Below are 17,128 nucleotides of genomic sequence, written 5' to 3' on the forward strand. Positions count from 1 at the left end.
ATGTCGTCCAACTATTTTGATTTCCAAGATGCCGATCCCCAACAGTCGGGCTTTGACCTGATCCCCAAGGGCGCTGTCGTGCCAGTGCGCATGACCATCAAGCCCGGTGGCTATGACGATCCGGGACAAGGCTGGGGCGGCGGCTACGCCACCGAGTCCTTCGAAACCGGCTCTGTCTACCTCGCCGCCGAGTTTGTCGTCACGGCGGGCGACCATGCCAAGCGCAAGATGTGGAGCAACATCGGCCTGCACTCCAAGAAGGGGCCGACCTGGGGTCAGATGGGGCGCAGCTTTATCCGCGCCGCGCTCAACAGCGCCCGCAGCGTCCATCCCCAGGACAACAGCCCGCAGGCCGCCGCCGCGCGCCGCATCCAGGGTTTTCATGAACTGGATGGCCTGGAGTTTCTGGCGCGCGTGGACATTGAGAAGGATGGCAAGGGCCAAGACCGGAACGTGGTCAAGATCGCGGTCGAGCCTGATCACCCCGACTACGCAAAACTGATGGGCGTGCCGCCCAAGGCTCCGGGCAGTGGACATTCCGGCGCTCCGGCGCAGGCGGCTGCGCCTGCGTATCAGGCACCGGCTCCACAACGCGCACCGGTGACCGGCAAGCCGTCGTGGGCACAGTGAGGGAGGCCGATGAAATGCTGGGTCTGCAAACGACAGGCCCGGGGATTCGGCCACACCGACAACCGTCACGGTGTCGGCCATCCCCGGCGCTATCCCATCGACTGGGTGTTCTGCTCACAACGCTGCCAAAACGCGTTTCATGCGCTGTACGGCAACTGGCTGCGGGTCAAGGAAGGTCGCGTCGACAGTACGGAGGTCGCCATGATCGATCCATCTGATGTCGAACTGGCCGCGATGAAGAAGTGCCTCAAGGCCTTCGGCGAGGCTGCGGGCGAGATTGGCTTCACCAAGCCGCTGGGCGACTACTCCGAAGCCGAGGCGCTGCAAGTGATCGACGCCATCGTCACTTGCTACACCGAGGCAATGGTCACGCACCACGAGGCGAGCAAGTACCCACCGGTACGCGGCATGACGCCTGCGCCCGACCCTCTGGCCAACCCGTTCGCGGATCTGGAGGACGACCTGCCCTGGGAAGAGCCGAAGGGGAAGAAGCCATGATCGACTTCAACTCCTCATCGAGCATCTCGGGTCAGGTCACCACCCTGGTGGACACGGGCCTGCAGCAGGCTCGCGCCCGCCAGTCCGAGCGCCAGTACCTCGGGGCCTCGCGCCTCGGAGTGGCCTGCGAGCGAGCGCTGCAGTTCGAGTACGCCAAGGCACCCATCGACCACGGGCGTGACACCCCGGGCCGAATGCTGCGGATCTTCGAACGCGGTCACGTCATGGAGGACTGCATGGTCGCGTGGCTCCGGGACGCGGGCTTTGACCTGCGCACCCGCAAGGCCGACGGCGAGCAGTTCGGTTTCTCGGTGGCCGATGGCCGCCTGCAGGGCCACATCGACGGCGTCATCGTCGGCGGCCCCGAGGGCTTCGCCTATCCCGCGCTCTGGGAATGTAAGTGTCTCGGCAACAAGTCCTGGAGCGATCTGGACAACAAGGGCCTGACTCTCTCCAAGCCCGTCTACGCCGCGCAAGTGGCGATCTACCAAGCCTATCTCGAACTGCACGAGCACCCGGCGATCTTCACGGCACTCAACGCCGACACGATGGAGATCTACACCGAGCTCGTGCCCTTTGACGCAGCACTGGCCCAACGCATGTCGGATCGGGCGGTCAAGGTCATCACGGCGACCGAGGCGGGAGAGCTCCTGCCGCGCGCCTTCCATGACTCGACCCACTTTGAATGCCGGATGTGCGCGTGGCAAGACCGCTGCTGGAGGACACAAGCATGAATACCTCGAATTTGAATTACGTACTGGGCGAGCAGCTGATCGACGTGCGCCAGGCTGCACTGATGTTCAATCTGCCGTCGTATTGGCTCTCTCAAGCCAAGGAGCGAAAGGAGCGTCGCATTCCGCATTACCGCGTCGGCAAACTGGTTCGCTTCAAACCTAACGAGCTGGAAGCCTGGATCGCTGCGCAGCAGACGTCACACGAGGGTGGTGCCGATGCTTGATTTCAATGACACATCACCACCGGGAGAAACGGGCCGGCGCAACGTCAATGACAGCGAGCGGGACGAGATTCGCACTGAACTGATCGCACGCATGGAATCAGTCCTGACCACGATGTTTCCGGCAGGAAAGAAGCGTCGTGGCAAGTTTCTGATCGGGGACATCCTGGGCAGCCCGGGCGACAGCCTTGAGGTGGTACTCGAAGGCGACAAGGCTGGTCTCTGGACGGATCGTGCCACGGGCGATGGCGGTGACATCTTTGCCTTGATCGCAGCCTACCTCGGGGCCAACGTCCACACCGACTTTCCCCGGGTGCTCGACGAGGCAGCTGATCTGCTCGGTCGTTCGCGATCAGTGCCGGTTCGCCGCGCCAAGAAGGAAGCTCCGGTTGATGATCTCGGCCCGGCCACGGCCAAGTGGGACTACTTCGATGCCACCGGCAAACTGATTGCGGTCGTGTACCGCTACGACCCACCCGGGCGCAAGAAGGAATTCCGGCCGTGGGATGCCAAGCGGCGCAAGATGACTCCGCCCGATCCGCGCCCGCTGTACAACCAGCCGGGGCTGGCTGCCGCTGGTCACGTTGTGCTGGTCGAGGGCGAGAAGTGTGCGCAGGCCCTGATCGCCATCGGCGTGGTGGCAACCACGGCCATGCATGGCGCAAACGCTCCCGTCGATAAGACCGACTGGTCGCCGCTGGTGGGCAAATCCGTGCTGATCTGGCCTGACCGGGACGCGCCAGGCTGGGATTACGCTGACCGTGCATCGCAAGCAATCCTTAACGCGGGTGCGACCACGGTCGCCATCCTGGTGCCACCCGATGACAAGCCGGAAGGATGGGATGCGGCTGACGCCATTCCGGACGGCTTCGATGTGAGGGGCTTCCTCGCCGTCGGCGAGCGGATGCCGGTGATGCGCTCGGTCGAGGAGACGCCACCACCGGATCTGCTGACCGGTGTCGACTGGACTACGGAGGACGGCTTGTCCTCGGCCTTCACACGCCGCTATGGCGAGGACTGGAGCTACTGCGCGCTTTGGGGCAAATGGCTGGTCTGGACCGGCGTGCGCTGGAATCCGGATCAGGTGCTCTATGTGTCTCATCTGGCGCGTGGTATCTGCCGGATGGCGTCACTCAAGGCGGACAGCCCTCGGCTCACAGGCAAGCTGGCCAGCTCCGCCACGATCTCGTCCGTCGAGAAAATCGCACGCTCCGATCCCAAGCACGCTTCCACCGCCGAGGAGTGGGATGCCGACGTCTGGGCGCTCAACTCACCAGGCGGTGTGGTTGATCTGCGCACGGGCCGTATGCGACCGCACCGGCGCGATGATCGGATGACCAAGGTGACCACGGCCACACCGCAGGGCGACAGTCCGACGTGGCGCGCATTCCTGGCCGACGTCACAGGCGGTGACGCTGAACTGATTGCCTACCTGCAACTGATGGTTGGCTACTGCCTGACGGGCGTGACCAGCGAGCACGCGCTGTTCTTCCTGTACGGGACCGGCGCGAACGGCAAGTCGGTGTTTGTCAACGTCCTGACCACCATCTTGGGCGACTACGCGGCCAACGCGCCGATGGACACGTTCATGGAGGCGCGCACCGACCGACATCCGACCGATCTGGCGGGCCTGCGCGGCGCACGCTTTGTGTCATCCATCGAAACCGAACAGGGTCGGCGTTGGAACGAATCCAAGGTCAAGGCCATCACCGGTGGCGACAAGGTTTCCGCACGATTCATGCGCCAGGACTTCTTCGAGTACGTGCCGCAGTTCAAGTTGGTGATCGCAGGCAACCACAAGCCATCGATCCGCAACGTGGATGAGGCGATGAAGCGGCGGCTGCACCTGATCCCGTTCACGGTGACGATCCCGCCCGAGCGGCGTGACGGCAGGCTGACGGAAAAGCTGCTCAAGGAACGGGACGGCATTCTGGCGTGGGCGGTCGAGGGCTGCAGCCTTTGGCAACGCCAAGGACTGAAGCCACCCGCCAGTGTGGTGTCGGCGACTGAGGAGTATTTCGAGGCCGAGGACGCGCTCGGGCAGTGGATCGAAGAGCGTTGCCTGCTGGCCAAGACCCACCGTGAAGGCGTTTCCGAATTGTTCGCCGACTGGCGTGAATGGGCTGAGCGCGCGGGTGAGTACGTGGGCTCGGTCAAGCGCTTCTCCGAACTGATGGCGGCCCGCAAGTTCGAGAAGTGTCGGCTGACCGGGGGCGCACGTGGGATCACGGGCATAGCCCTCAGGCCCAAGCCGTATAGCCATGGCTACCCCTACCGAGATGACTGAGCAATCCGGGCGAGTGACGGATTTGACGGGTTTCCTGATTGACGCGCTACGCGTGCGCGCACGTAAAGGCTGTTTTCCAAAGAACCCGTCGCATCCGTCACTCGCCCCCCGAACTGGAGTACGACGATGAACACGACAATCTTGGCCCTTGATCTGGGCACACACACCGGGTGGGCTTTGCAGCACCTGGACGGCACTATCACCAGCGGCACGGAGCACTTCAAGCCGCAGCGATTTGAAGGAGGCGGCATGCGTTTCCTCCGTTTCAAGCGCTGGCTCAACGAATTGCTCTCGGCCAGCAACCACATCAACGCGGTGTTCTTCGAGGAGGTTCGACGGCACGCTGGCGTTGATGCGGCGCACGCCTACGGTGGCTTCATGGGACACCTGACCGCGTGGTGTGAGCATCACAACATCCCTTACCAGGGTGTTCCAGTCGGCACGATCAAGAAGCACGCGACCGGCAAGGGCAATGCGGGCAAGGACGACATGATCGCGTCCGTCCGCCTGCGTGGTCACACCCCAGTCGACGACAACGAAGCCGACGCCCTGGCCTTGCTGCACTGGGCTGTCGAGACGCAGGAGGTGTGACATGAAGGTGCCGACACCCCAATACCGCTGCCCCCTCGGTCGTCTGCAACCTCAGGCCACGGATCTGGATGCGATCAAGGAACGTGGCTGGCGTGACCAACAAATCCTGGTGGTCAACGCATCCGACGAACGTCTGGATTTCATCGAGCGCGAGATCGTGCGACGCATCGGTGACCGGCTCTACGGAGGGCGACGCAATGACTAAGTGGACTATCGAGGACGTTGCTGCTCGGTTTGAAGAGGCCGCAAGCACCAGTCGACGGTTGCCTCCTGTTCGAGTGCAGGGTTACTTCAACTGCTGGCCCGCCATTGTCCGAAGCGAATGGGAGACCTTTGCAGCGGACGAGAGGGTGTACCGATCCTTTCCGCCGAGTCCAGAGGCGATTGAACGAATGCTGGAGGTCATGCGCTGGGTGCAGTGGCTCACCATCGAGCAACGTCATCTCGTCTGGATGCGCGCGAAGCGCTATGGCTGGCGGGACATCACGATCCGCTTTGCCTGCGACCGCACGACGGCATGGCGGCATTGGCAGCGGGCATTGCAGACGGTCGCAGATCAACTTAATGGTGTGGTGGTTGCGTAGGGTTTTGGCGTGATTTGGCGCGTATGGTCGGGGATGTGCGCCATCACGCGGCAATCAGCGGTTTTTGCCCCTGCAACAAAACGACCTGATCTTGCGTAGTATTCATTTATCGTCTGGACAGAGGTGACGGCAGAGGAAGCAGCCCAGAAATCAACGGGTCCTTCCTGGCCAAAAACCAATGCGGGGGGCGACAGCGCGGCGCTTTTTTAGCGTCAAGGTGCGAACCAAGGTTCGCACGGTTCGCAGTTCGCACCCCGTCAGTTCGCACCAACCCCAAAACCCGCCCACGGTTGTCGTCGGCGGGTTTTCTATTTTCAGGACACCCTCTTTGAATACGCTCAACGTCGAGTACCGCAAGGTCGAGGCGCTGATTCCCTACGCCCGCAATCCGCGCACACATTCCGATGCGCAGATCACCAAGATCGCCGCCAGCATCGTCGAATATGGCTGGACGAACCCGGTACTAGTTGATGGCGACAACGGCATCATCGCCGGCCACGGTCGTTTGGCTGCTGCACGCAAGCTGGGGCTGGATCAGGTGCCGGTGATCGAACTGGCCCATCTCACCACCGCGCAAAAGCGCGCCTTGGTCATCGCCGACAACCGGCTGGCGCTTGACGCTGGCTGGGATGAGGAGATGTTGGCGCTCGAACTGGCGGAGCTTTCCGAAGCGGGTTTCGAACTGGCGCTGACCGGCTTCGAGAACATCGAGATCGATGCGCTGCTGGCAGATGCCACGCCCACCGAAGCAGAACCTGCGGCGCAGGATGGTGTAGACGCCGATGAACCCGATACGACCGATGACGTACCTGACACGCCAGTGGTGGCGGTGTCGCGCGAGGGAGATGTCTGGGCCATCGGCTCGCACCGGTTGATCTGTGGCGACGCCACCGACCCAGCCGTGGTCGCCACGCTGATGCAGGGTGACACCGCGCAGCTTTGCTTCACCTCGCCGCCGTATGGCAACCAGCGAGACTACACCTCCGGCGGCATTGCCGATTGGGATGTCCTGATGCGCGGTGTGTTCGCACATCTGCCGATGGCTGGCGACGGACAGGTGCTGGTCAATCTTGGGCTGCTCCACCGCGACAACGAAGTCATCCCCTATTGGGACGGCTGGCTGTCCTGGATGCGTCAGCTAGGGTGGCGGCGCTTCGCGTGGTACGTCTGGGATCAGGGGCCAGGCATGCCCGGCGACTGGCAGGGCCGATTGGCTCCCAGCTTCGAGTTTGTTTTCCACTTCAATCGCAGCACCCGCAAACCCAACAAGATTGTTCCTTGCAAGCACGCGGGCCAGGAATCGCACCTGCGCGCTGACGGGTCGTCCACAGCGATGCGTGGTAAGGATGGCGAGGTCGGCGGCTGGACGCACAAGGGTCAGCCGACGCAGGACACCCGCATCCCCGATTCGGTGATTCGCGTGATGCGCCACAAGGGCAAGATTGGGCAGGACATTGATCACCCGGCCGTGTTCCCGGTCGCATTGCCTGAGTTTGCCATTGAGGCTTACACCGATTCGGGTGACGTCGTGTTCGAGCCCTTCGGCGGCAGTGGTACGACGATGCTGGCCGCGCAACGCACTGGTCGTATCTGCCGCAGTGTGGAAATTGCGCCGGAGTACGTGGACGTGGCCATCAAGCGTTTTCAGCAAAACCACCCCGGCGTGCCGGTCACGCTCATCGCAGGCTGTGGAATCAAATCGGGCCAGTCCTTCGACGACGTGGCCACAGAACGGCTGGCGACCACGGAGGTAGAACAATGAGCGCGTCCTGGTTGGCAGACAAGATCGAGCAGTGGCCGACAGCCAAACTGCTGCCCTATGCCCGCAATGCGCGGACTCACTCGGATGATCAGGTGGCGCAGATCGCCGCATCGATTGCCGAGTTTGGCTTCACCAATCCGATCCTTGCAGGCAGTGACGGCATCATCGTCGCTGGGCATGGCCGCTTGGCCGCTGCGCAGAAACTCGGGCTGGAAATCGTGCCCGTGGTCGTACTGGATCACCTGAGCCCGACCCAGCGCCGCGCCTTGGTCATCGCAGACAACCGCATTGCGGAGAACGCTGGCTGGGATGACGCGATGTTGCGGATCGAACTTGAGGCTTTGCAGCTGGAAGGTTTCGATCTGGACATCACCGGCTTCGACGCCGACGCGCTGGCCGAACTGATCGCGGGCGACGAGCCGGACAACGAGGGCCAGACCGATGAGGACGCGGTACCGGAGGTTGGCGAAATTCCAATATCGCGCCCGGGCGATGTCTGGATCATGGGCCAGCACCGACTGCTGTGCGGCGACTCGACCGTGGCAGAGAGCTATGCCCGGCTGATGCAAGGCGACATGGCAGACATGGTCTTCACCGACCCGCCGTACAACGTGAACTACGCCAACAGCGCCAAGGACAAGATGCGCGGCAAGGATCGCGCGATCCTCAACGACAACCTGGGTGACGGTTTCTACGACTTCCTGCTTGCAGCATTGACGCCCACCGTGGCGAACTGCCGGGGCGGCATCTATGTAGCGATGTCATCCAGCGAGCTGGATGTGCTGCAGGCCGCCTTTCGCGCCGCCGGTGGAAAGTGGTCGACGTTCATCATCTGGGCCAAGAACACCTTCACGCTGGGCCGTGCCGACTACCAGCGCCAGTACGAACCGATCTTGTACGGATGGCCCGAGGGTGCGCAACGCCACTGGTGTGGTGACCGCGATCAGGGCGATGTGTGGGCTATCAAGAAGCCGCAGAAGAACGATCTGCATCCGACGATGAAGCCGGTGGAGCTGGTCGAGCGAGCCATCCGCAATTCGAGCCGCCCGGGTAACGTGGTGCTCGATCCGTTCGGTGGTTCTGGCACAACGTTGATTGCGGCCGAAAAGTCAGGTCGCGTCGCGCGGCTGATCGAACTCGATCCGAAGTACGTGGATGTGATCGTGCGCCGGTGGGAGGACTTCACCGGCCAGACGGCTATCCGCGAGGCAGCAGACCAGGAATTGTGCACCAGTTGAATGGCTGGCCGGGCTGCTTGGCCTCTTCTTCCGCGGCGACGCGCCGCAGGATCTGCATGGTGGTGAGATCGCGCGGCAGTGCCATGCACATGACGCGCACGGCCTGCTCGATGGAGACGTCTGGACGCCGGTTGGCAATCAGCCAACGCAGCGCCTGCTCCCGTTCGGTGGCGGGCGTTTTCATCAGGCAGCCATCTCTTCGCAGATTTCGCAGTGGATCACAAAGCCTGTCAGGTAAGGCAGGCCGCGCGGGATGCCGTACTGCTTGCTGGTCTGGCGGCCAATCGTCCAGCCCATCCAACGTTGGGTGGCGGCCTTGATCGCATCCTGCAAGGCTTGGCCTTGGTACAAGCCGTTCTGGACGTCGTCGGCAAAGTGGCGTCCGTGGCGACTGTCGAGGAAGGTCCGCACCGATTCGAGGGGCTGGTGGGTGGCGTCCGAAATGGCGTTCATGGCCAGGGGCCATGCGGCGCTGGCGTGTTCGTTCATCGTGCCCCAGAAACCCCAGGCTTCGTTCTGGGTGGTGGTGATCTGGTTGGTGGTCATGGTGTCTTCTCCGGGTTGATCGTTGCGACACCTGTAGTAACGCGCTGTTCGATTGAGAAGCCAAGCTGTTCCTGGCTTCTTTCTCGATCAATTTCGCTTACCCGAGACGGGCTACGTAGCGGGCGTAATCACCGCCCTCGGGATTGACGTAGAGGTAAGGGCGTCCGGGAGCAGTGACCTCGACGCAGAGGTAGCCGTCGCCAGTGCCGCCACCCTTGCCACGCAGCCAGTCGCGTGACACCAGCAGGCTGCGCCCAAAGGCGTCGAATTCGGCAGGGGTGAGCTCCTTGGTCTCGGTGACGTAGACCTTGTGCTGGTCGCTCCCGCCCAGTTCGCCGAGGTCGGCAGGTTTGCGTGCAAACGGTAGGCGGATGCTCAACTCTTCGACCTGGAGGCTTTGGCCTGCGAACTGCAGAGTGCGTGGGGTGCGTTCGATGGTGATGGTCATGGTGCTCATGGCGGTTTTCCTAGTATGGCGTCGTCAATCACGACATCTGTATGAACGCGCTGGTGGGGAGAGAAGCCAAGCTATTCATGGCTCCTCTCGCCATCTTTTTGGCATCGCCGAAACTCGCTGTGCTCGTTTTCATGCGATGCGGTAGATCCGCTCGCCACCCTGCGGCTTGTCCGAGACGATGGTCAGGCCAAGTTTTTTCTTGAAGGCTCCGGCGAAGGTGCCGCGTACCGTGTGCGCCTGCCAACCGGTGGCGCTGCAGATCTGGCCGATGGTTGCGCCCTCGGGGCGTTGCAGCATCCGGATCACTTCGGCCTGCTTGCTGTTCTCGCGGGTGCGTGGCTTGACCCACGTTGCTTCGGCGGCGGTTACGACGGCTTCCAGTTCGGGATCGATCGCGGCCGCAGGCGCGCCTTCAGCGTTGGCGATGATCCGGTCGAGATTGGCTTCGAATTGACCGACGCGCTTCTTGTTCAATCCGGGGCGCGGAATGCCCAGGGCGTCATAGCCCTCCGCAGCGACAAACCAGTCGGTGCCGTCGCTGGTGATCAATGCACGGTTGAAAAGTCCGTCGAGCACCTTCTTGCGTGCGCCGCCTTTGATGTTGTCGGGGAACCAGTCGATCTTGCCGCTGGTGTGTTCAATCGCGTGGGCCAGGATCGCGTGCTGGGCAGGGGTGAGTTGGGCGGTGATCATGTCTTGCTCCTTCGATGTGGTGGATGGTGATGTGATGAACGCGCTGTTCCCAAGTGAAGCCAAGCGCTTTCTGCTTGGCTTCTTTGCTTCGCAATCAGGTGTTGGCCTTGTCTGACAGGTTGGCATTGCGTCCCTGCTCGAGACCCGCGTTGAAGGCGGCTTCAAGCGCATCGCGTAGGCACCAGACCGCTACATCGTGGAAATCGAGGCTGTCCGAGCGGCGGGTTTCCAGGGTTTCGATGCCCAGCTTGTTTTGCGCGATCTGGGTCAGGAGTTGTTCGAGCTTGCTCATGTCCGTGTCCTTTCATGGTGTTGATGACGAACGTATGAACGCGCTGTTCCAGATGGAAGCCAAGCTCAATCCGAAGGAATGACGAACAAATGATTGAAGGTGCCCCGAAGGGGAAATATGGGTATTTCGATTCGTGCCTACGCACGCCACCGAGGGGTGTCCGATGCAGCGGTGCGCAAGGCCATCGCTGCTGGGCGGATCACGCCAGAGGCAGACGGAACGATTGATGCCGAGCGCGTCGACCGCGAGTGGGCGCGCAATTCCGATGCACCGCGCAATGGCACGGCCACCCGCGCGGTCAAGGTCGCCGTCCAGGAATCCAGCGGGGCCACAGGAGACGGGCAAGCAGCCTCATTGGCAACATCCGCAGCAGGTGGCACGTCCTTGTTGCAAGCGCGGACGGTCAACGAAGTGGTCAAGGCGCAAACCAACAAGGTGCGTCTGGCCCGACTCAAGGGCGAGCTGGTGGATCGGCCGCAGGCCATCGCCCATGTCTTCAAGCTGGCGCGATCCGAACGCGATGCCTGGCTCAACTGGCCCGCACGCATCTCGGCACAGATGGCAGCCAAGCTCGGCGTCGATCCTCACACGATGCACATCGCCTTGGAGGCGGCGGTGCGTGAGCACCTGCAGGAACTGGGCGAGATGCGCCCGAGGGTGGATTGATGAACATGGACTACGAAGGCGCTGCCGAGATTGAACGCGCGTGGCGCGAAGGACTGACTCCCGACCCGCTGCTCACCGTGTCCGAATGGTCGGATCGCCATAGGATGCTCTCCAGCAAGGCCTCTGCCGAACCGGGGCGCTGGCGTACCAGTCGCACGCCGTACCTGAAAGCAATCATGGACTGCCTGTCGCCGACCTCGCCGGTCGAGCGCGTGGTGTTCATGAAGGCGGCACAGCTTGGCGCGACCGAGATGGGATCGAACTGGATCGGCTATGTGATCCATCACGCACCCGGGCCAATGATGGCGGTGTGGCCGACAGTGGAGATGGCCAAGCGCAACTCCAAGCAGCGGATCGATCCGCTGATCGAGGAGTCGTCCGCACTGGCTGAACTGATTGTACCGGCGCGCAGCCGGGATTCCGGCAACACCATCCTGGCCAAGGAGTTCCGGGGTGGCGTGCTGGTGATGACCGGGGCCAACAGCGCGGTCGGGCTGCGCTCGATGCCGGTGCGGTATCTGTTCCTCGACGAGGTCGACGGCTATCCGTTGGACGTCGAGGGTGAAGGCGATGCGATCTCGCTGGCCGAGGCGCGTACACGCACCTTCGCGCGGCGCAAGATCTTCATCGTCTCGACACCGACGATCTCAGGTGCGTCGGCTATCGAGCGCGAGTACGAGGCCAGTGACCAACGTCGCTACTTCGTGCCGTGTCCGCATTGCTCGCATCGGCAGTGGCTGCGTTTCGAGCAGCTGCGTTGGGACAAAGGGCAACCGGAGACAGCTGCCTACATCTGCGAGTCATGTGACACCGCCATTGCCGAGCACCACAAGACGTGGATGCTGGAGCACGGCGAGTGGCGCGCGATGATCACCGATGGCACGGGCAAGACGGCAGGCTTTCACCTGTCATCGCTGTACAGCCCGGTGGGCTGGCGCTCGTGGCGGGAGATCGCCGCTGCGTGGGAAGCCGCAGTCAGTAAAGAGTCGGGATCGGCCGCCGCCATCAAGACCTTCAAGAACACCGAGTTGGGTGAAACCTGGGTCGAGGAAGGCGAAGCACCGGACTGGCAAAGGCTGGTCGAGCGCCGAGAGGACTACCGCGTCGGCACGGTGCCGCAAGGCGGCCTGCTCTTGGTCGGCGCGGCCGACGTACAGAAGGATCGCATCGAGGCGTCGGTCTGGGCCTTTGGGCGCGGCAAGGAGTCCTGGCTGGTCGAGCACCGCGTGCTGATGGGTGACACCGCCCGCGACACGGTGTGGAAGCGCCTCGCTGAAATGCTGGCCGAGACCTGGACACACGCCTCCGGCGCGGCGATTCCGCTGGTGCGCTTTGCCTTGGATACCGGCTTTGCGACGCAGGAGGCCTACGCCTTTGTGCGGGCTTGCCGCGATTCGCGTGTGATGGCGGTCAAGGGGGTGCCTCGCGGTGCAGCCTTGATCGGCACGCCGACCGCCATCGATGTCTCGCAGGGTGGCAAGAAGCTGCGCCGGGGCATCAAGGTGTACACGGTGGCGGTCAGCATCGCCAAGCTCGAGTTCTACAACAACCTGCGCAAGAGCGCAGATGTTGGCGAGGACGGATTGACCACGGTGTTCCCGGCCGGGTTCGTCCATCTGCCCAAGATCGACGCTGAGTTCATCCAGCAACTCTGCGCGGAACAACTGATCACCCGCCGCGACCGCAACGGCTTCCCGGTGCGTGAGTGGCAAAAGATGCGTGAGCGCAATGAGGCGCTCGACTGCTACGTCTACGCCCGCGCGGCTGCATCGGCGGCGGGTCTGGATCGCTTCGAGGAACGTCACTGGCGGGAACTGGAGCGACAACTGGGGCTGGCCAGTCCGCCAGCCCTTGAAACACCTACTGAATCGATCAACGAGGCCACCCAACGCGGTGGCCTCGCTGTTTCTGGCAACCGTAACACCGGTCGGCGCGTGATCAAAAGCCGCTGGCTGTCCTGACACCTCAAGGAGAAAACATGAGTCTTGCTACCCGTATCGAAAGCCTGGTCATCCGCGTCGCGCAGGAATTCAACGACGTCCGCGCCAAGGCAGGCAACCTGGCCAACCTCACCACCACCGACAAGTCAAATCTGGTCGCGGCCATCAACGAACTGAAAGCCGCCGTGGTGTCGTCGGCGGTGATCGACGATGCGCACGTCGCGGCTACGACCACGTACTCGTCCAACAAGATCGTCTCGCTGCTTGATGCGCTCAAGACCGAAATTTTGGGCGGTGCCGATGCCGCCTACGACACGCTGGTGGAAATCCAGCAACTGCTGCAGAACGGCACCAGTGGCCTGGATGCGCTGCTCGCCGCCGTCAACAACCGTGTGCGCTTCGATGCGGCGCAGTCGCTGACCGTGGCCGAGCAACTACAGGCACGCAGCAACATCGGAGCCGTCGCAGCCACCGATGTCGGCAATACCGACACAGACTTCGTCGCGGTCTTTGTGGGTGCGCTGGTCTGATGAGCCTCGCATCGCGCATCAGTGCGCTGGCCAGTCGTGTCGGGCTCGAGGTCAAGACCAAGATCGATGCCACCCACCCCGGCGTGGCCCGGGCGTGGGTGTGTTTCGGCTATGTCGGCACGCAGGTCGTCGTGCGCGCATCGCACAACGTGGCCAGCGTGACCCGGACGGCGGCGGGTCGCTACCGCGTGACCTTCACCGTTGCCATGCCCGACGCCAACTATTGCTGGACGGCGCTTGCCCGCAGCAGCACCAACAGCGGCACGCAGCGCATTGCCATCGTGCGATCCAGCGCCGACCAGAAGACCGCCCAGTACGTCGACGTCAGTTGCGCCACCACGTCCGCATCGTTCGATGACTCCTCCGAAATCAACCTTACGGTGTTCCGCTGATGGCCTACACACAAGCACACCTCGACGCACTGGAAGCGGCGCTGGTCAAGGGCGAAAAGCGCGTGACTTTTGGCGACAAGACCGTCGAGTACCGCAGCGTCGATGAACTCCAGGCCGCCATTGCGGCGGTCAAGCGCGACCTCTTCGAGCAGGCCGTGGACACCGGGCTGTGGCCTGGCGCGCCACGCCAGATCCGGGTCACCACCGGCAAAGGGTTCTGAACATGCAATGGTTTGACCGAATGCGTAGACGCGTCGGCATGAGTCTGCTTGGCGGCTCCCCGTTCTATGACGGGATCGGTGGCGGCCGTCGCGCATTGGCGTGGCAGGTCGGCAATCCCGGTGCAGTCGCAGCACTGGCGTTCACCCAGAACGAATTGCGCGCCAAGAGCCGCGATCTGGTACGCCGCAATGCCTGGGCTGCGGCAGGCGTTGAAGCCTTTGTCTCGAACGCCATCGGCACCGGCATCAAGCCGCAGAGCATGCTGGCCGATCAGCCCCTGCGCGAAGCGATCCACAGCCTGTGGTGGGACTGGTGCGAGGAGGCCGATGCCGCCGGACTGACCGATTTCTACGGCCTGCAGGCCTTGGCCTGTCGCGCCATGCTCGAAGGCGGGGAATGTCTGGTGCGGCTTCGCTATCGCCGCCCGGAGGATGGCCTGCCGGTGGGTCTGCAGTTGCAGTTGCTCGAACCCGAACATCTGCCAGCCACGCTGAATCAGGAGTTGGCTTCGGGAAACGTGATCCGTGCGGGCATCGAGTTCGACAAGCTCGGACGGCGGGTGGCTTACCACCTGTATCGCTCGCATCCGGGTGATGGCTCACTGGCCCCGATGTCAGGCACCGGTGGCGTGGTGGGCGGTGTCGACACAGTGCGTGTTCCAGCCAGCGAAATCATCCACCTGTTTCGTCCCTTGCGGCCTGGACAGATCCGGGGCGAACCGTGGCTGGCGCGTGCACTGGTCAAGCTCAACGAACTCGACCAGTACGACGACGCCGAGCTCGTGCGCAAGAAAACCGCCGCGATGTTCGCGGGCTTCATCACGCGCCTGTCACCTGAAGACAACCTGATGGGTGAAGGCTTGCCGGATGCCAGCGGTGCGGCATTGGCCGGGCTGGAGCCGGGCACGATGCAGATCCTGGAGCCCGGCGAGGACGTGAAGTTCAGTCAGCCTGTCGACGTTGGCGCGAGCTACGCCGAATTCCTGCGCATGCAGTTCCGGGCGGTGGCAGCGGCGATGGGCATCACCTACGAGATGCTGACCGGAGACCTGACGCAAGTGAACTACTCGTCGATCCGGGCCGGGCTGCTGGAGTTTCGCCGCCGCTGTGAGGCCATCCAGCACGGCGTGATCGTCCACCAGCTGTGCCGCCCAATCTGGCGTGCCTGGATGGAGCAAGCGCTACTTGAAGGCGCGCTGGCGCTGCCGCAGTTCACCGAGAAGAAGCGCGACTACTTCGCGGCCAAATGGATTCCACAGGGTTGGCAGTGGGTCGATCCCAAGAAGGAATTCGACGCGATGCTGACCGCCATTCGCGCCGGGCTGCTGTCTCGCTCGGAAGCCATCTCGGCCTTCGGCTACGACGCCGAGGACATCGACCGCGAGATCGCCGCCGACAACCAGCGCGCCGATGCGCTCGGTCTGGTCTTTGACTCCGACCCGCGCCACGACAAAGCGCCCCAACCATCGACATTGGGCGCTCCCATGAATGCGGCCGCCACGGTGACCGTGCCGCAAGACCAACAGGACAACTGACATGCAACTCGTTCATCTGGCGTCCCGCCTCTACGGGACGCCGCTCCTCATTGCGCGTCCCAAACTCAACGTGATCCTCTCCGTGTTGGGTTCCCGCATCGGCTTGCCCGATCTGGACATGGCAATGCCGCTGCCCATGCCGCGCCAAAGCGCCACATCGGGTCAGGCGGGCATTGCCGTCATCCCGGTGGTCGGCACGCTGGTCAGACGTTCGATGGGTATCGAAGCCGCCTCTGGCCTGATGTCCTACGGCGAGATCGAAGCCCGACTGGACGCCGCGCTGGCCGACCCACAGGTGGCGGGCATCCTGCTCGATCTGGACTCGCCCGGCGGCGAGGCCTCGGGTGTATTTGAGTTGGCCGAGCGCATCCGCGCTGCCAGCACCATCAAGCCGATCTGGGCGCACGCCAACGATGCCGCGTACTCGGCGGCTTTTGCCATCGCGGCTGCCTGCCAGCGCCTGACGCTGTCGCAGACCGCTGGCGTCGGGTCGATTGGCGTGATCGCGCTGCACGTCGACCAGTCGGTGAAGGACGCCAAAGACGGCCTGAACTACACCGCTGTCTTCGCAGGCAGCCACAAGAACGATTTCTCCCCGCACGAGCCACTCACCCCCCAGGCCACCACCGCGTTGCAGACCGAGGTGGATCGCCTCTACGACATCTTCGTGAATCAGGTCGGAGAGATGCGCGGCATCGATCCGGATGCCGTGCGCGCCACCGAGGCGGGGCTGTTCTACGGCGAGCAGGCGGTGGCAGTAGGCCTCGCAGACGCGGTGATGCCGTTTGATGCGGTGATGACCGAGTTCACCGACGCGTTGGCGGCCAAGCAGCGGTTGGCGCAGCCTGGCGTGGCCCGCGCCTCGCCGCGAAGCCTGTCCACTCAATCCATTTCAAACCCGCCCCGATGCAAACCTTTCACCCTGGAGAACACCATGACCGACCCCAAAGACGACCACGAAAACCCGAGCGATCCGGCCGACACCGCCCCACAGGGCGACCAGCCGCAGACCGACAGCGATTCGCAACCGACGCCTGCTGCCCAAGCCGCATTGGCGCAGTCCTTCGCCAGCGGGCGCGGCCAAGCACAGGCCATTGCAGAGATGTGCCTGATCGCGGGCCAGTCCCAACGCACGGCGGAATTCCTTGCAGCAGGCTTCTCGGAAGCGCAGGTGCGCCGCGCCCTGCTCGACGCCCGTGCCGACCAACCCGAAATTGCCTCGCGCATCACCGCCGATGCAGGAACCAGCCAGCACCCGGAAAACAGTCCGGTGGTCGCTGCCGTCAAGAAACTCACCGCCAAGGAGTAAGC

At 63.2% G+C, this 17,128-nt stretch carries 22 protein-coding genes; 17 read left to right on the top strand and 5 right to left on the bottom strand.

Annotated features, from left to right (window positions below; translation table 11 throughout):
• The 10 genes from GH664_RS03350 (at position 1) to GH664_RS03395 (ending at position 8,545) form a co-directional block, all read left to right on the top strand.
• The gene (locus GH664_RS03350; protein WP_153166719.1) at positions 1 to 630 is read left to right on the top strand and encodes a hypothetical protein; all 630 of its coding nucleotides are present in this window, start codon (positions 1 to 3) and stop codon (positions 628 to 630) included.
• Positions 631 to 639: 9 nt separating this feature from the next.
• Complete coding sequence (locus GH664_RS03355; RefSeq protein WP_153166720.1) at positions 640 to 1,128, top strand: DUF6511 domain-containing protein; 489 nt, start codon at positions 640 to 642, stop codon at positions 1,126 to 1,128.
• Positions 1,125 to 1,862 (top strand): hypothetical protein, encoded by a 738-nt coding sequence (locus GH664_RS03360; RefSeq protein WP_153166721.1) that lies wholly within the window; start codon positions 1,125 to 1,127, stop codon positions 1,860 to 1,862. The genes GH664_RS03355 and GH664_RS03360 overlap by 4 nt, the downstream gene beginning before the upstream one ends.
• Positions 1,859 to 2,086: a helix-turn-helix domain-containing protein gene (locus tag GH664_RS03365; RefSeq protein WP_123237489.1), complete on the top strand. Its 228-nt coding sequence runs from the start codon at positions 1,859 to 1,861 to the stop codon at positions 2,084 to 2,086. The genes GH664_RS03360 and GH664_RS03365 overlap by 4 nt, the downstream gene beginning before the upstream one ends.
• Complete coding sequence (locus GH664_RS03370) at positions 2,079 to 4,370, top strand: phage/plasmid primase, P4 family (RefSeq protein ID WP_153166722.1); 2,292 nt, start codon at positions 2,079 to 2,081, stop codon at positions 4,368 to 4,370. Before GH664_RS03365 ends, GH664_RS03370 begins: the two co-directional genes overlap by 8 nt.
• A gap of 126 nt (positions 4,371 to 4,496) precedes the next feature.
• Entirely contained in the window at positions 4,497 to 4,961 is a 465-nt protein-coding gene (locus tag GH664_RS03375; protein ID WP_020200559.1) for a crossover junction endodeoxyribonuclease RuvC, read from the top strand.
• Between the two features lies 1 nt (position 4,962).
• Positions 4,963 to 5,166, top strand: coding sequence for a hypothetical protein (locus GH664_RS03380; RefSeq protein ID WP_153166723.1), 204 nt, complete (start codon positions 4,963 to 4,965; stop codon positions 5,164 to 5,166).
• Positions 5,159 to 5,545: a DUF6362 family protein gene (locus GH664_RS03385; RefSeq protein WP_088862016.1), complete on the top strand. Its 387-nt coding sequence runs from the start codon at positions 5,159 to 5,161 to the stop codon at positions 5,543 to 5,545. The genes GH664_RS03380 and GH664_RS03385 overlap by 8 nt, the downstream gene beginning before the upstream one ends.
• 328 nt (positions 5,546 to 5,873) lie before the next feature.
• Positions 5,874 to 7,307: a site-specific DNA-methyltransferase gene (locus tag GH664_RS03390; protein WP_153166724.1), complete on the top strand. Its 1,434-nt coding sequence runs from the start codon at positions 5,874 to 5,876 to the stop codon at positions 7,305 to 7,307.
• A complete protein-coding gene (locus GH664_RS03395; protein WP_153166725.1) occupies positions 7,304 to 8,545 on the top strand; it encodes a site-specific DNA-methyltransferase in 1,242 nt (413 codons plus the stop codon). The genes GH664_RS03390 and GH664_RS03395 overlap by 4 nt, the downstream gene beginning before the upstream one ends.
• Here the strand turns inward: GH664_RS03395 and GH664_RS03400 are convergent.
• From GH664_RS03400 to GH664_RS03420, 5 genes are all read right to left on the bottom strand, one after another.
• Complete coding sequence (locus GH664_RS03400; protein WP_153166726.1) at positions 8,505 to 8,729, bottom strand: hypothetical protein; 225 nt, start codon at positions 8,727 to 8,729, stop codon at positions 8,505 to 8,507. The genes GH664_RS03395 and GH664_RS03400 overlap by 41 nt on opposite strands.
• Positions 8,729 to 9,091 carry a hypothetical protein gene (locus GH664_RS03405; RefSeq protein WP_153166727.1) on the bottom strand — a complete coding sequence of 121 codons (363 nt, stop codon included), beginning with the start codon at positions 9,089 to 9,091 and terminating at the stop codon, positions 8,729 to 8,731. Before GH664_RS03405 ends, GH664_RS03400 begins: the two co-directional genes overlap by 1 nt.
• 97 nt (positions 9,092 to 9,188) lie before the next feature.
• Positions 9,189 to 9,548, bottom strand: a complete 360-nt coding sequence (locus GH664_RS03410) for a hypothetical protein (RefSeq protein ID WP_023113935.1) — start codon at positions 9,546 to 9,548, stop codon at positions 9,189 to 9,191.
• A 129-nt stretch (positions 9,549 to 9,677) separates the two neighbouring features.
• Positions 9,678 to 10,241: a DUF3489 domain-containing protein gene (locus GH664_RS03415; RefSeq protein ID WP_153166728.1), complete on the bottom strand. Its 564-nt coding sequence runs from the start codon at positions 10,239 to 10,241 to the stop codon at positions 9,678 to 9,680.
• A gap of 94 nt (positions 10,242 to 10,335) precedes the next feature.
• A complete protein-coding gene (locus GH664_RS03420; RefSeq protein ID WP_123237499.1) occupies positions 10,336 to 10,533 on the bottom strand; it encodes a hypothetical protein in 198 nt (65 codons plus the stop codon).
• A 117-nt stretch (positions 10,534 to 10,650) separates the two neighbouring features.
• Between GH664_RS03420 and GH664_RS03425 the strand changes: the two genes are divergently transcribed.
• From GH664_RS03425 to GH664_RS03455, 7 genes are read left to right on the top strand one after another with little or no spacing between them, the layout of a single operon-like run.
• Positions 10,651 to 11,199 (top strand): hypothetical protein, encoded by a 549-nt coding sequence (locus tag GH664_RS03425; RefSeq protein WP_029043081.1) that lies wholly within the window; start codon positions 10,651 to 10,653, stop codon positions 11,197 to 11,199.
• A gap of 5 nt (positions 11,200 to 11,204) precedes the next feature.
• Complete coding sequence (locus GH664_RS03430; RefSeq protein ID WP_228111361.1) at positions 11,205 to 13,160, top strand: phage terminase large subunit family protein; 1,956 nt, start codon at positions 11,205 to 11,207, stop codon at positions 13,158 to 13,160.
• 17 nt (positions 13,161 to 13,177) lie between these two features.
• Positions 13,178 to 13,669 carry a hypothetical protein gene (locus GH664_RS03435; protein WP_009521722.1) on the top strand — a complete coding sequence of 164 codons (492 nt, stop codon included), beginning with the start codon at positions 13,178 to 13,180 and terminating at the stop codon, positions 13,667 to 13,669.
• On the top strand, positions 13,669 to 14,061 hold the full coding sequence (locus GH664_RS03440; protein WP_009521721.1) for a hypothetical protein: 393 nt from the start codon (positions 13,669 to 13,671) through the stop codon (positions 14,059 to 14,061). Before GH664_RS03435 ends, GH664_RS03440 begins: the two co-directional genes overlap by 1 nt.
• Positions 14,061 to 14,282 carry a phage head-tail joining protein gene (locus GH664_RS03445; protein ID WP_009521720.1) on the top strand — a complete coding sequence of 74 codons (222 nt, stop codon included), beginning with the start codon at positions 14,061 to 14,063 and terminating at the stop codon, positions 14,280 to 14,282. Before GH664_RS03440 ends, GH664_RS03445 begins: the two co-directional genes overlap by 1 nt.
• 38 nt (positions 14,283 to 14,320) lie before the next feature.
• Entirely contained in the window at positions 14,321 to 15,817 is a 1,497-nt protein-coding gene (locus tag GH664_RS03450; RefSeq protein WP_228111362.1) for a phage portal protein, read from the top strand.
• 1 nt (position 15,818) lies between these two features.
• On the top strand, positions 15,819 to 17,126 hold the full coding sequence (locus GH664_RS03455) for a S49 family peptidase (RefSeq protein WP_153166731.1): 1,308 nt from the start codon (positions 15,819 to 15,821) through the stop codon (positions 17,124 to 17,126).
• The last annotated feature ends 2 nt before the right edge of the window (positions 17,127 to 17,128 follow it).

It is taken from the genome of Thauera sp. 2A1 (assembly GCF_009469595.2).
Classification (GTDB): domain Bacteria; phylum Pseudomonadota; class Gammaproteobacteria; order Burkholderiales; family Rhodocyclaceae; genus Thauera.

Coding starts and splice junctions, on each gene's coding strand:
- GH664_RS03350 (WP_153166719.1), top strand. CDS start 1: ATGTCGTCCAACTATTTTGATTTCCAAGATGCCGATCCCCAACAGTCG.
- GH664_RS03355 (WP_153166720.1), top strand. CDS start 640: ATGAAATGCTGGGTCTGCAAACGACAGGCCCGGGGATTCGGCCACACC.
- GH664_RS03360 (WP_153166721.1), top strand. CDS start 1,125: ATGATCGACTTCAACTCCTCATCGAGCATCTCGGGTCAGGTCACCACC.
- GH664_RS03365 (WP_123237489.1), top strand. CDS start 1,859: ATGAATACCTCGAATTTGAATTACGTACTGGGCGAGCAGCTGATCGAC.
- GH664_RS03370 (WP_153166722.1), top strand. CDS start 2,079: ATGCTTGATTTCAATGACACATCACCACCGGGAGAAACGGGCCGGCGC.
- GH664_RS03375 (WP_020200559.1), top strand. CDS start 4,497: ATGAACACGACAATCTTGGCCCTTGATCTGGGCACACACACCGGGTGG.
- GH664_RS03380 (WP_153166723.1), top strand. CDS start 4,963: ATGAAGGTGCCGACACCCCAATACCGCTGCCCCCTCGGTCGTCTGCAA.
- GH664_RS03385 (WP_088862016.1), top strand. CDS start 5,159: ATGACTAAGTGGACTATCGAGGACGTTGCTGCTCGGTTTGAAGAGGCC.
- GH664_RS03395 (WP_153166725.1), top strand. CDS start 7,304: ATGAGCGCGTCCTGGTTGGCAGACAAGATCGAGCAGTGGCCGACAGCC.
- GH664_RS03400 (WP_153166726.1), bottom strand. CDS start 8,729: ATGAAAACGCCCGCCACCGAACGGGAGCAGGCGCTGCGTTGGCTGATT.
- GH664_RS03405 (WP_153166727.1), bottom strand. CDS start 9,091: ATGACCACCAACCAGATCACCACCACCCAGAACGAAGCCTGGGGTTTC.
- GH664_RS03410 (WP_023113935.1), bottom strand. CDS start 9,548: ATGAGCACCATGACCATCACCATCGAACGCACCCCACGCACTCTGCAG.
- GH664_RS03415 (WP_153166728.1), bottom strand. CDS start 10,241: ATGATCACCGCCCAACTCACCCCTGCCCAGCACGCGATCCTGGCCCAC.
- GH664_RS03420 (WP_123237499.1), bottom strand. CDS start 10,533: ATGAGCAAGCTCGAACAACTCCTGACCCAGATCGCGCAAAACAAGCTG.
- GH664_RS03425 (WP_029043081.1), top strand. CDS start 10,651: ATGGGTATTTCGATTCGTGCCTACGCACGCCACCGAGGGGTGTCCGAT.
- GH664_RS03430 (WP_228111361.1), top strand. CDS start 11,205: ATGGACTACGAAGGCGCTGCCGAGATTGAACGCGCGTGGCGCGAAGGA.
- GH664_RS03435 (WP_009521722.1), top strand. CDS start 13,178: ATGAGTCTTGCTACCCGTATCGAAAGCCTGGTCATCCGCGTCGCGCAG.
- GH664_RS03440 (WP_009521721.1), top strand. CDS start 13,669: ATGAGCCTCGCATCGCGCATCAGTGCGCTGGCCAGTCGTGTCGGGCTC.
- GH664_RS03445 (WP_009521720.1), top strand. CDS start 14,061: ATGGCCTACACACAAGCACACCTCGACGCACTGGAAGCGGCGCTGGTC.
- GH664_RS03450 (WP_228111362.1), top strand. CDS start 14,321: ATGAGTCTGCTTGGCGGCTCCCCGTTCTATGACGGGATCGGTGGCGGC.
- GH664_RS03455 (WP_153166731.1), top strand. CDS start 15,819: ATGCAACTCGTTCATCTGGCGTCCCGCCTCTACGGGACGCCGCTCCTC.